15 protein-coding genes are annotated in these 12,096 nt (G+C 63.8%); 3 read left to right on the plus strand and 12 right to left on the minus strand.

Annotated features, from left to right (window positions below; genetic code table 11):
- Window positions 1-66 precede the first annotated feature (66 nt).
- From NKH97_RS18830 to NKH97_RS18865, 8 genes are all read right to left on the minus strand, one after another.
- Complete coding sequence (locus tag NKH97_RS18830) at window positions 67-825, minus strand: cyclase family protein (RefSeq protein WP_023810714.1); 759 nt, start codon at window positions 823-825, stop codon at window positions 67-69.
- A 2-nt stretch (window positions 826-827) separates the two neighbouring features.
- Window positions 828-2,006 carry an ABC transporter substrate-binding protein gene (locus tag NKH97_RS18835; RefSeq protein ID WP_023810715.1) on the minus strand — a complete coding sequence of 393 codons (1,179 nt, stop codon included), beginning with the start codon at window positions 2,004-2,006 and terminating at the stop codon, window positions 828-830.
- Window positions 2,003-3,052, minus strand: coding sequence for a branched-chain amino acid ABC transporter permease (locus NKH97_RS18840; protein ID WP_023810716.1), 1,050 nt, complete (start codon window positions 3,050-3,052; stop codon window positions 2,003-2,005). The genes NKH97_RS18835 and NKH97_RS18840 overlap by 4 nt, the downstream gene beginning before the upstream one ends.
- On the minus strand, window positions 3,049-3,951 hold the full coding sequence (locus tag NKH97_RS18845) for a branched-chain amino acid ABC transporter permease (protein ID WP_013528427.1): 903 nt from the start codon (window positions 3,949-3,951) through the stop codon (window positions 3,049-3,051). The genes NKH97_RS18840 and NKH97_RS18845 overlap by 4 nt, the downstream gene beginning before the upstream one ends.
- Window positions 3,948-4,679, minus strand: coding sequence for an ABC transporter ATP-binding protein (locus NKH97_RS18850; RefSeq protein WP_352798389.1), 732 nt, complete (start codon window positions 4,677-4,679; stop codon window positions 3,948-3,950). Before NKH97_RS18850 ends, NKH97_RS18845 begins: the two co-directional genes overlap by 4 nt.
- On the minus strand, window positions 4,666-5,424 hold the full coding sequence (locus NKH97_RS18855) for an ABC transporter ATP-binding protein (protein WP_352720818.1): 759 nt from the start codon (window positions 5,422-5,424) through the stop codon (window positions 4,666-4,668). The genes NKH97_RS18850 and NKH97_RS18855 overlap by 14 nt, the downstream gene beginning before the upstream one ends.
- Before the next feature lie 333 nt (window positions 5,425-5,757).
- Window positions 5,758-6,216 (minus strand): nuclear transport factor 2 family protein, encoded by a 459-nt coding sequence (locus NKH97_RS18860; RefSeq protein WP_127297539.1) that lies wholly within the window; start codon window positions 6,214-6,216, stop codon window positions 5,758-5,760.
- 80 nt (window positions 6,217-6,296) lie between these two features.
- Window positions 6,297-6,656, minus strand: coding sequence for a hypothetical protein (locus NKH97_RS18865; RefSeq protein WP_352720822.1), 360 nt, complete (start codon window positions 6,654-6,656; stop codon window positions 6,297-6,299).
- Window positions 6,657-6,737: 81 nt separating this feature from the next.
- Here NKH97_RS18865 and NKH97_RS18870 point away from each other — a divergent pair, with 81 nt between their 5' ends.
- From NKH97_RS18870 to NKH97_RS18880, 3 genes are all read left to right on the plus strand, one after another.
- The gene (locus tag NKH97_RS18870) at window positions 6,738-7,316 is read left to right on the plus strand and encodes a TetR/AcrR family transcriptional regulator (RefSeq protein ID WP_127297537.1); all 579 of its coding nucleotides are present in this window, start codon (window positions 6,738-6,740) and stop codon (window positions 7,314-7,316) included.
- A 44-nt stretch (window positions 7,317-7,360) separates the two neighbouring features.
- Window positions 7,361-8,626, plus strand: coding sequence for a beta-ketoacyl-ACP synthase II (gene fabF / locus NKH97_RS18875; protein ID WP_128304214.1), 1,266 nt, complete (start codon window positions 7,361-7,363; stop codon window positions 8,624-8,626).
- A 106-nt stretch (window positions 8,627-8,732) separates the two neighbouring features.
- Complete coding sequence (locus tag NKH97_RS18880) at window positions 8,733-9,548, plus strand: oxidoreductase (protein WP_128304236.1); 816 nt, start codon at window positions 8,733-8,735, stop codon at window positions 9,546-9,548.
- Window positions 9,549-9,586: 38 nt separating this feature from the next.
- On the opposite strand, the gene NKH97_RS18885 is transcribed toward NKH97_RS18880, so the two are convergent.
- From NKH97_RS18885 to NKH97_RS18900, 4 genes are all read right to left on the minus strand, one after another.
- Window positions 9,587-10,234 carry an amino acid ABC transporter permease gene (locus NKH97_RS18885; RefSeq protein ID WP_128304213.1) on the minus strand — a complete coding sequence of 216 codons (648 nt, stop codon included), beginning with the start codon at window positions 10,232-10,234 and terminating at the stop codon, window positions 9,587-9,589.
- Complete coding sequence (locus tag NKH97_RS18890) at window positions 10,231-10,887, minus strand: amino acid ABC transporter permease (protein ID WP_128304212.1); 657 nt, start codon at window positions 10,885-10,887, stop codon at window positions 10,231-10,233. The genes NKH97_RS18885 and NKH97_RS18890 overlap by 4 nt, the downstream gene beginning before the upstream one ends.
- A gap of 6 nt (window positions 10,888-10,893) precedes the next feature.
- Window positions 10,894-11,700, minus strand: a complete 807-nt coding sequence (locus NKH97_RS18895; RefSeq protein ID WP_128304211.1) for a transporter substrate-binding domain-containing protein — start codon at window positions 11,698-11,700, stop codon at window positions 10,894-10,896.
- A gap of 82 nt (window positions 11,701-11,782) precedes the next feature.
- A partial coding sequence (locus NKH97_RS18900) for an arginase family protein (protein WP_352798395.1) occupies window positions 11,783-12,096 on the minus strand: 314 nt, incomplete at its 5' end.

The following is a 12,096-nucleotide window of genomic DNA, read 5'->3' on the forward strand; positions in this document are numbered from 1 at the left end:
AATTCCGTGTGTCTGGTGATCGTTGTGTGGCGGCCCCTAGACGCCGCCAGCTGCGGTTTCACGCGTTCAGCCGGCCGCTTCATGGATGGCGACAGCGCGAGCCGGGAAGCCGGATCCGGCCTTTGGCTTTGGCCAGCTTGCCATTATCAACGCGCCGGCGTCAGGCACCTTGTCGAGATTGGCCAGGAGCTCGATCTGCCAGCAGTCGCGGGACAGCACATAGTATTCCAGGCTTGCGTCACCCGCGGAAGTGGCGCGGCCGGGATCGGTGTCCATGCCCTCGTGCCCGATGGCAGCGACACCGCGGCGTTCCAAAAGTTCCTCCAGCACCGGCTTCGACCAGCCCGGCGCATGCGAGATACCGTCGGCCGACTTGTTCTGAAACGCCACGGGGTCTGGCCAGCGCGGCCACCACCCGGTGCGAAGCGCGACAAAACACTTTTCCGGGATACGGCCGTTCCGTGTCTCCCAGGCGGAAATGTCGTCGAGCGTCGGCGTCGCGTCGGGATCGGCGGCGACCCTGTCGCTGATGTCGAGGATGACCAACGGCAGAAGCATCTCCGCCACCGACAGTTGGTCGATCGAGCGGCCGCCGTCGATGAAGTGCACCGGCGGATCGACATGGGTGCCCCACTGTCCGACGAAGGCGTAGTGGTGGACCTGGAAGGCGTCGCCCTTCGAAAAATCGAGCAACGCACGGCGCTCCTCGTCCGGAAAGGCCGGGAAGTGCGGCTGGCCCGGATGAAACGCATGCGTCAGGTCGGTGAAGGTCGCGGCGGAGAGCCGCGACCTGTAGATGTCCCAAAGGGAACCCGGAGTGGACAAGATCACGGCTCCGCGACGAAGGTCGGTGCCGCTTCACTTGCAAGGACAAGCTTGCCGTCCTTGACACCGATGACCGAGACCGATTTGTCCGGCACCGAAATGCCCGGGCGGTAGGTGATCGTTCCGGTCACGCCGTCGAGCCCGGACGTAGCGGCCAGCGCGTCACGGATCTTGGCCGGATCCGGCGCACCGGCACGCTTGATCGCGTCGGTCATCAACTTGACCGAATCGTAGCCGAGCGCAGCGAACGCGTTCTCCGGGGCATTGCCGGCCGACTTGGTGTAGGCGTCGATGAAGGCCTGCACCTTCGGGGTGGCGCCCTCACCGATATAGGCATGGGTGGTGAAGTAGGTGTCCTTGGCCGCGTCGCCGCCGACCTGGATCAGCAAGGGCGTGTCGTAACCGTCGCCGCCGACCACCGGCAGGTTGATGCCGGCCTGGCGCATCTGCTTCAAGATCAGGCCGATTTCCTCGGCATTCGACGAGGCATAGACGAAGTCGGGCTGCGGTGACAGCGCCTTCAGTTTGGCGATCTGCGCGGTAAAGGTCTTGTCGCCGATCTTGTAGGTGTCGCGCTCCAAGATCTTGCCCCCGCCATGCTCGTAGGCGGTGACGAAGTAGTCCGACAGCAGCGTTGTGTATTCGGTGCCGATGTCGGTCAGCAGGTAGGCGGTCTTGCCGTTCAGCTTGTTCAGCGCAAATTCCGCGCCAACCGCAGCCTGAACGTTGTCGCCGAAGGCGGCGAGGAAGATCTCGTTGCCGAGCTGGCTCGGCAATTTCGGCGAGGTCGCGCCGGGCGTGATGAACGGGATCTGCGCCTTCTGGACCTGCGGTCCGATGGCCAGCACCGAATCGGAATCGGCGAAGCCGATGATGCCGACGACCTTGTCGCTGTCGATCAACTGGCTGGCGACGGTCGAGATCGTCGTCGAATCGCTCTTGGAGTCGTAGATCACCAGTTCTATCTGTTGGCCGAGCACGCCGCCGGCGGCGTTGATTTCGCTTGCCGCCAGCTTGGCGCCATTCAGCATCGGACCGTCGAGCGAGGCCTGAATGCCGGTCAGGTTTGCCGGATAGCCGATCTTGATCGTGTCGGCAGCAAGTGCCGTGCTGGCCGAGGCAAGCGCGAAGAATGCGCCCAGTCCTAGGCCGATGGTGTCGCGTCGAGTGAGTTTGATCATCGTTTTCGTTCCTCTGTCTGGTTCACCGTTGCCGATCTTTGGGTTAATCCGAACGTAAGTTCCCGGTCCCCCATGATCCCCTTCGGCCGGAAGATCATGACTAGAATGAAGATGAAGCCGAGCACGATCTGGCTGGCGCCAAACAGGGCCGGCACCGCGAAATCGCCGATCGTGAAGCCGCGTTCGACCGAGCGCAGGACCTCCGACAACAGCGAAACGCAGATGACGCCAACCACCGCGCCGGTCAGGGAGCCCATGCCGCCTAGCACCAGCATTGTGATCAGGCTCATGGTCAGCGCGAAGTAAAAGGTGTTCGGCGAAAACGAGCCGAGATAATGTGCGTAGAGCGACCCGCCGACGCCTGAGAAGAACGCGCCGATGACGAAGGCGATCAGTCTGGTCCGCAACACGCCGATGCCGACAGCGCTGGCCGCGATTGTGTCGTCGCGCACCGCCTTCATGGCGCGCCCGAAAGGCGAATAGACCAGGCGCGCCAGAACGAACACCGTGATGGCGAGCCAACCCATCACCCAGGGCAACGTCGTCTCCAGCGGCACACCGGTGAAAGTGCGGGCGCCTCGGGTGAAATCCGACGCATTGATCAGCACCACGTTGACGATAATCAAGAATCCCATCGTCGCCACCGAAACGAAATAGCCCGACAGCCGCATCAAGGGATAACCGACGACCACGGCAAGCAGCGCCGTCAGAAGACCTGCCACCAGCGTCGCCGGCAGGAAGGGGAGGCTGAAAGCATGCAGAAACGCCGGCAGATGCGGCAGCAGTGCCATCTTCTGCTGTACGGGAATCGACAGTATTCCCGATATATACGCGCCGGCGCCGATGAAGCCGACATGACCGAGCGAAAACACGCCCGTAAAACCGTTGCTCAGCGACAGCGCCAGCACCAGGATTGCATTCAGCGCGATCAGCAGGATAATCCGGACGAAATAGTCGCTCAGCACGTGCGGCGCACCGAAAGCGACAGCTGCTCCCGCCACCAGGGCGACGAGGACGAGGAGTGTGATCCGCGCTTCCCGGCTCACAGCTTTATCTCCCGGTTTGGCTGGAGCAGCCCGCCCGGGCGCACCAGGAGAAAGGCGATCAGCACGGCAAAGACGATTGCGTCGCGATAGGACGAGACGCTGCTCGGCAGGAATGCGACGATGAAGATCTCCAGCGCGCCCAATATGTAGCCGCCCACCAGGGCGCCCGCGATCGACCCGAAGCCGCCGATGATCGCCGCCACGAAAGCCTTCAGGAGCGGCGTGAAGCCCATCTGCGGCTGCACCACGCCGGCCTGTGCCGCCCACAAAATGCCGGCAAGGCCGGCATAGGCGGATGCGACGATGAAGGCGACGATGATCAGCCGGTTGACGTTGAGTCCGACAAGGTGTGCCGCCGACATGTCCTCGGCTGCGGCGCGCATGCCGAGCCCGGTCGTGGTGCGCGTGATGAACCAGCCGAGGAGCAGCAGCGACACGAAGGTCAGCGCGATGGTCAGGAGATTGATGCTAGTGAAGGTGATGGCGCCGTTCGACATTTCCCAGGAGGTGTTGAGAATATCGGGGAGTGGAAAATTGCGCGGCGAGGAGGTGAACACCAGGATTCCGACGTTCTCGATGATGTAGGTGACGGCGAGGCTGGTGAGCAGTCGCGCAACGTCGGGCGCGTCGCGGATCGGACGATAGGCGATGCGTTCGATGAGGAAGCCCGCGACGGCCGCCGCGGCGATGCCGCAGATCACCGCGACAGGGAACGGAACGCCGATCCCGACCAGCAGAGCTACCCCGAAGGCGCCCACCATCATTACGTCGCCATGCGCGAAATTGGTAAGCTTGAGGACGCCGAAGACGATCGACAGGCCGACCGCCACCAGCGCGTAGAGGCTGCCGAGGCTCACCGCGTTGACGATCTGCTGCAGGATATAGTCCAGCTGGGTCATGTTGCCGCCCCGAGATATGCCTGCGCCACGCGTTCGCTGTCGCGCAGTTCCGCGGACCGGCCCGACAGCGCCACCTGACCCGTGCGCAGCACATAGGCACGGTCGGCGAGGTCCAGCGCGAGCGTGATGTTCTGTTCCACCAGCAGCATCGTCATGCCCTGGCGCTTCAGTTCGGCAAGCGCGCTGAAGATGTGGCGCACCAGCAGCGGCGCAACGCCGAGCGAAGGCTCGTCGAGCAGCAGCAGGCGCGGCGCCGCCATCAGCGCGCGCGCCAGAGCAAGCTGCTGCTGTTCGCCGCCCGACAGCGTGCCGGCCAGTTGCTTCAGCCGCTGCTTGAGAACCGGGAACAGCATGAACATGCGCTCGCTATCTCTGACGACGGCCTCCTTGTCGGTGCGGGTGCAGGCGCCGAGCCGCAGATTGTCGGCCACCGTCAGGCCGCCGAACAGGCGCCTGCCCTCCGGGCTCTGCGCGATGCCCAGAGTTACGATGCCCGACGGAGCGACACCTCCAATCGGCTTGCCATCGAAGATGATCTTGCCGCCGCGCGGCCGCGACAGGCCGGAAATGGTGCGCAAGGTCGTGCTCTTGCCGGCGCCGTTGGCCCCCACCAACGCCACCACCTCGCCGGCATGGACGTCGAGCGAAATGCCCTTCAGCGCACGCACCGCGCCGAAATTGACCTCGAGGTTCTCGACGCTGAGCAGAACGGGGCTAGGCGTGGCCAAGATACGCCTCCCGCACTTTCGGGTGTTCGCGTACCTGCTCCGGTGTTCCGACGCAGATCACCTCGCCGGTCGCCAGCACCTGGATGCGTTCGCACAGCGCCATGATCAGGTCCATGTCGTGCTCGACAACGACCACCGTTACGCCGTAGCGGTCACGGATCGTCCGAATCAGCGCCGCCAACACCTTGGTCTCGTTGGAATCAAGCCCGGCTGCGGGCTCATCGAGCAGCAGCAACTGCGGGCCGGTCGCCAACGCACGCGCAATCTCCAGCCGCCGCTGATCGCCGTAGGGAAGATCCGCGGCGACCCTGCCGGCCTGATCTGTCAGGCCCATGAGGTCGAGGAGTTCGTCGGCCTGCTGCCGCGTCGCGGCCACCCGCTCGCGATAGCGCTGACCGCGCAGCACGGTATCGGCGGGCCCGACAGGATGGCGCAGCTGCGCCGCCGTCAGCACGTTCTGTGCGACGCTGAGGCTGCCGAATAGGCGAGAACCCTGGAAGGTGCGGGCGATGCCCATCGCGACGATCTGCGATGTGCGCAGGCCGACGATCGAACGGCCCTCCATCTCGATGCTACCGGAATTCGGCTGGGAGAAGCCGGTGATCAGGTTGAAAAGCGTGCTCTTGCCCGAGCCATTCGGCCCGATTACCCCAACGATTTCACCTTCGTGCAGCTCGATGGAATGATCCCGCAGGGCAACCAGCCCTCGAAAGGCTTTTGTCAGCCCAACCGTCTTCAACAGCACTCGACTCGACTGTCTATCCACGCGCCGGTTTGCCCCTGTCCGCCCTCGCCGCCCCGTTCGGCCCGGTCAAGCATCAAATGGACAATTCGAACGGCAAGATGTCAAGGCCTATTCCTAGCAGGAAAGCTATATGCCTGCCTTGGCTCGACCGTTGCCGCGACAGCACCGGCATCGATGCAGCGCTGCGCTACCGAACTGGGTTTCCTGGCTTGCAGTCCAGCGCCGGCGCTGGCTTCTCGAGCCTCCGCGCATACTGCGCGGGCGGAAGGCACGTGACGAAAAAGATCAGCGCGACCGGCCCGTAACCTTGGCCGTCCTCGGACCGCGCTTCTGCTAGCTTGTTATCTGCTCGGCGACAGCTTCTTCGAGGCCGGCTGCGGCCTGGGCGGCGAGACCGCGCGCCGCCGCCTGTGAATCATAAAATTCCTCGAGCGCATGAACCGTGCCCCACCGCAGCGTGAACACGTGAAGACCACGGTTGATGTAGGACGTATCACCGTTGAGCAGGGTTGCGGTGCCATCCCACTGGGCAAACACGGTGGTATGCCACGGCCAGCCCTTCACCCAGACGTGGTTGACCGTGAGATGGAGAGTGGGCAGAACACGGCCGAGGCGCTCGAACCACCGGCGCAGGGCTTGCTTGTCGTGGCGCTCCCCACCAAGCGCGTGGGCGCCACCAACCCGGTGATGGACATGCGGCGCGATGGCCTTCACCGCCGCGTCCCAGCGATGGTTGTTGACGTCGTCGAAGCTCTGCCGGATCGATTTCTCGACAATATAGCTGTAAAGCATGTGACCTCTCCAGGCTCATTGGGATGGCGTGACCGGACGCGAGAGCCCCGGCCAGCATCGCGGCCGCGGCTTGCGTCAGGTCAGGGCGTTGTCGCATCGGCTCGCAGGGATATGTCCGTCTCGGTCGAGACCGTCACCTCGCTGCCGGACCTTGAGAAGGCGTAGAGCGAGCCCGGGTGGCCCGGTATGGAAAACGCCACGGCGTCACTGTTGGCGAGGCCCATGACGAACCGCAGCGGATCACCCCCGGTCTTCGGTACGAAAGTGGCGGTGACCTCAAGCAGGTCGCCGCGCGGAACGTAGTAGGCCACCATGTCCAGGTGTCCCTGGTGCAGGCTGCCGCCTTCGATCGGGCGTCCGATGGTGGCTTCCTCGGCGAGAGCCGGGGTTGCAAGAAACAGCGCCGCCAGGAGCGAGGCGCTCAGCGTTTTGCGGATCATCTCATTTGTCCTTTTTTTAGATTGCGTTCACCCTCTATATAGGGTATGGATTACGAATGCAATCTAAAAAAGGAGATGACGATGCGTGTGAGTCGCACTCAGGCCGCGGAAAACCGCGAGACCGTGATCAATGTGGCAAGCCGGCTTTTTCGGGAGCGCGGCTTTGACGGCATCGGCCTCAAGGATCTGATGAAGGGTGCCGGGCTGACCCAGGGTGCCTTTTACAAGCAATTCGAGTCGAAGGACGATCTGGCGGCGCTGGCGTCCAGGCGGGCGATGGAAAGCGCCACCCACAAATGGTCGGCCGCGACCGCAGCACATCCTGGGAACCCGCTCGACGGGGTGATCTCATTCTACCTCAGCATGGACCATCGCAGGGAAAAGATGGACGGCTGCCCGGTCGTTGCGCTCGGTTCGGATGCAGCCAGGCAGGGTGCCGAGGTGAAGGCGTCATTCGAAGACGGCATCAAGGCGTACCTTGAGATGCTCGGCGGTTGGGTTGGCGAGGGCGACAGCGAAAAGAGCGGAAAAAAGGCAATGGCCGTTCTCTCGACGATGGTCGGCGCGGTCGTGCTCTCGCGGGTCGTCAACGATCCCGACCTTGCGCGGGCTTTTCTGGATGCGGCGGCCGATCAGGTTCGCGAAGCAGTCGCCACTTGAACGGCGCGAGCAGCGCCGCCGGCACACCAAGGACAGGAGAGCAGATGCAACGGATTGTCGTCACGGGCATGGGAGCGGTCACGCCCCTGGCCGCCAATGTCGAAGCGTCCTGGTCACGCCTGCTTGCCGGCCGGTCCGGCGTTCGCAGGCTTCCGGACGATGTGGTGGGAGAGCTGCCGGTTAAGATTGGCGGCGTGGTTCCCTCCCTGGGCGAAGATCCGGAGGCTGGTTTCGATGCCGATGCCGTCCTGTCCGCGAAGGATCAGCGCAAGGTGGACCGGTTCATTCTGTTTGCGTTGGCGGCGGCGGAAGAGGCGCTTGCGCAGGCGCAATGGAAGCCTGCCCTGGAAACGGAGCGCCTGCGCACGGCCACGATCATCGCTTCAGGAGTCGGCGGGTTCCCCGCCATCACCGAGGCGGTGCGCACGGTGGACCTGCGTGGCGCCCGCCGCCTGTCTCCCTTTACGGTGCCGTCCTTCCTGGTGAACCTCGCGGCGGGCCACATCTCGATCCGTCATGGTTTCAAAGGTCCACTCGGCGCACCGGTGACGGCATGCGCGGCGGGCATCCAGGCGATCGGCGACGCCGCCCGCCTGATCCGCGCCAACGAAGCCGACATCGCCGTGTGCGGCGGAACGGAAGCGTGCATCAACACCGTCAGTCTCGGCGGGTTCGCCGCGGCTCGCTCTCTTTCAACCGGCTTTAATTGGGCGCCGGCTCAAGCCTCGCGCCCTTTCGACACATCGCGGGACGGCTTCGTCATGGGCGAAGGGGCCGGCGTGCTGGTCATCGAGGCGTTGGACCACGCGTTGGCGCGCGGCGCAAAGCCGCTGGCTGAGTTCGTCGGCTACGGCACGACCGCGGATGCCCACCACGTCACCTCCGGGCCGGAGGACGGCGACGGCGCGCGCCGGGCCATGCAGATCGCGATTGCCCAGGCAGGGATTTCGCCACGCGAGGTTCGTCATCTCAATGCGCATGCGACCTCCACGTCAGTCGGCGACCTGGGTGAGATCGAAGCGATCAAGAGCGTGTTCGGGCGCGATTTCGCGATAGCTGTCAGTGCCACGAAATCGGCGACCGGACATTTGCTCGGAGCGGCCGGCGGGCTTGGTGCGATCTTCGCAATCCTGGCGCTCAGGGATCAGGTCGCTCCGCCAACCCTCAACCTGGGCGAGGCCGATCCGGCCGGCGACGGAATCGACTTCGTCGCAAACGCGCCCCGGCCGATGGAGATGGAGTACGCGATCTCCAATGGCTTCGGCTTTGGCGGCGTGAATGCCAGCGCCCTGTTCAGACGCTGGAACTAACCTGTGGCCAGACGCGAGCGCCAGACGCAGTCATGACCAACGCCCTTTGCCCCGGCCCCTCATGCTTTTCCCAATCCAATCCAACGCAAAGAAGGATATGATTTCCATGAACAAGACCAATCCTGGCGTCGCCCTGGTGACAGGGGCATCTTCCGGCATCGGGCGCGCTACCGCCGACGCCTTGCTGGGCGCCGGCTTTCGCGTCTTCGGAACCAGCCGTCGCACGGCCTCCCAGCAATCCGCCGGCGTGACCATGCTGACCTGCGACGTGACCGACGACGCGTCCGTTGCGACAATGGTCGATGACGTTCTGGCCAAGGCCGGACGCATCGACCTGCTTGTCAACAATGCCGGTATGGGCCTGTTTGGCGGCGCGGAGGAGTCCTCGACCGCCCAGGCCAAGGCGCTGTTCGACGTGAACGTCTTCGGCGTCTTGCGCGTGACCAACGCGGTGCTGCCGGCAATGCGAAGCCAAGGGAAGGGCAGAATCGTGAATTTGAGTTCGGTGCAGGGGTTCATCCCCGCTCCCTATTTCGCGCTTTACTCAGCGACCAAACATGCCATCGAGGGGTATTCCGAGTCGCTCGATCACGAATTGCGCCCGTTCGGCATCCGCGTTTCGCTGGTGGAGCCCGCCTATACCCGAACGGCATTCGAGGACAATCTTGCCGCCCCCGACCGGTCGCTCGAAATCTACGACTCCGCGCGCGCCGGGATGACTGTATCCGTGCGGAAATCGATGGAGAAAGGCGATGCGCCCGAAGTGGTCGCCAACACCGTTTTGGCCGCGGCGACAGATCCCGCGCCGAAGAAGCGCTATGCGGCGGGAAAAATGGCGCGCCAGGTCAGTTTCCTGCGCCGTTTCGTCCCCGCGTCCGCATTCGACAAGAGCCTGCGCAAGCAGCTTGGGCTGCCGGCCTGAAATCGAGCGCTAACCGCAAGGACATCTGCCTTGGCGCGTCAGCGGGCAGCCGCCTGTTTCTCGAGCCTGCGGGCGTATTGCGTCAGCGGAAAGCACATGACGAAGAAGATCAGAGCCACCAGCCCGTAGACCTTGAACGGTTCGAAGGTCGCATTGTTGATGGCATTGGAGGTCCGCACCAGTTCCTCGAAGCCGATGATCGAGGTCAGCGCGGTCGATTTGATCAGCTGAACCAGGAAGCCGACGGTGGGTGCGCGGGTGATCGAAAAGGCCTGCGGCAGGATGATCAGCCTCAGCTCCTGCAGATAGTGCAGGCCAAGGCTGGCGCCGGCGTCCCATTGGCCGAGGGGTAGCGCCGCGACGCCCGAGCGCCAGATCTCGGCGAGATAGGCGCTGGCGAAGAAGGTGAGGCCGAGCGCCGCCGCCGTCCACGGTTCGATGCGCAGGCCGAGCATCGGCAGGCCGAAGAACATCAGGAACAGCTGCATCAAGAGCGGCGTTCCCTGGAACAGGGCGATGTAGCCGGAAGCAACACGCCTGCTCCACTTGTTCTTGGCGATCCTGAAGAACAGCACGACCAGGCCGACGATGCCGCCGCCGATGAAGGCGGCCAGCGATAGCAGCACCGTCCAGCGGGCGGCGAGCAGCAGGTTGCGTACGATGTCCCAGAAGGTGAACTCGATCATGACACGCCGGCTCCGAGCGCACGGCGTCCGCCTGACACCAGCAGCCGGCGCAAGGCCATCGACAGAGCGAGATAGACCAGCGTCACGACGAAATAGGTCTCGAAAGAGCGGAAGGTGCGCGCCTGCAGCATATCGGCCTCGTAGGTCAGTTCACGCACGGCGATCTGCGACACCACGGCCGACTCCAGCATCATGATGACGATCTGGCTGGTGAGCGCGGGATAGATGATCTTGAGTGCCTGCGGCAGCACGATCTTGACGAACACCTGGCGTGGCCGCAGCCCAAGTGCGAGCGCTGCTTCCGTCTGTCCGCCGGGCACGGCGTCAAGCCCGGCGCCGACGATCTCGATCGTGTAGGCCGCCATGTTGAGCGTCATCGCCAGCATGGCGGCCAGGATCGGATCGAGCCGGATGCCCAGGCTGGGCAGGCCGAAGAAGATGAAGAACAGCTGCACCAGGAACGGCGTGTTGCGCATCACCTCGACATAACAGGCGATTGCCCGCTTGAGCAGAACCGGGCCGTTTCGTCGCCCCGCGGCACCCAGGATGCTGAGGGCCGTTCCCACCAGCGTGGTCACGGCGATCAACAGAATCGTCGTGAGCGCACCGTGCGCGATGTCGCCGACAGCACCTGGAAGCCAGGCAAAGGCCACGGAAACTCAATCCTTGAGGTTTTCGGGATTGAGCGGCGTCTTCAGCCAGGTTTTCGAGCTTTCGTCCAGCTTGCCGTCGGCCAGCATCTTGGCGATGGCATCGTTGACGGCCTTCTTCAGGCCGTCCTCATTCTTGTTGAGGCCGATATGCGAAGGCGAGGTCAGAAGCTGGAACTTCTGCTCGGGCTTCAGCGCGTCCTGCTTGGCCAGCACCTGCGCGCCGACATCGTTGCCGACGACCATCAACTGCGTCTGGCCGGAGATGAAGGCCTGGATCACGGAATTGTAGTTGTCGAAGCGCTTGATGTCGGCCGACGCCGGTGCTGCCTCGGTGAGCGAGGTGTCCTCGAGCGTGCCACGATTGACGGCGATCGACTTGTCGGCGAGGTCTTCCTTGCCCTTGACCGCAAGTGCCGCCGGACCGATCACGGCGATGTAGTAGGGCGCATAGGCAGCGGCGAAATCGATGACCTGTTCGCGTTCCTTCGAGTAGCCGACGCTCATCAGGATGTCTACGCGCTTGTCGTTCAGATACGGGATGCGGTTCTGGCCGGTGACGGCGATGGGGTTGAGCTTCACCTTGAGCGTATCGGCAATGTATTGCGCGACATCCATGTCATAGCCCTTGAGGCTCATATCGGCGCTGGCCGAGGAGAAGGGCGGAAAGTCGGCGAAGACGCCTACATTGATGGTGCCGGCCTTGGTGATGTCCGCCAGCGCATCGGCGCTTGCGGCTTGTGTGGCGAGGCCGAAGCCGGCCGTGCCGAGCATCAGCACGGCGGCGATGGAGGCAAATGTCTTTCGGATTGTCATTGTCATTCCCCTGTCTGGAAGCTTTGTTTGTTGGGAGTCGACCGCCGGCTCCAGCGCGGCGGCCGCCTTTGCTTTCTGAACGTCAGGCTCCCTTGCCCGTGATTGCCGGGCTGAACACCATAAGGCTCAATATCTCGAACAGCACCTGTGCGGCGGCATGCGCCGTGTTGGTGGTGGCGTCGTATTGCGGCGCCACTTCGACAACGTCGCCGCCGACGATGTTGAGCCCCTTCAGGCCGCGCAGCAGTTCGAGCACTTCGCGCGTCGTCAGGCCGCCGACTTCCGGCGTGCCGGTGCCGGGCGCGAAGGCCGGATCGACGCTGTCGATGTCGAAGGAGACATAGGTCGGCCCGTCGCCGACTATTCTGCGCGCCTTCTCGATGATGGCCGGAATGC

This window comes from Mesorhizobium sp. M0870, assembly GCF_040319775.1.
GTDB lineage: Bacteria > Pseudomonadota > Alphaproteobacteria > Rhizobiales > Rhizobiaceae > Mesorhizobium.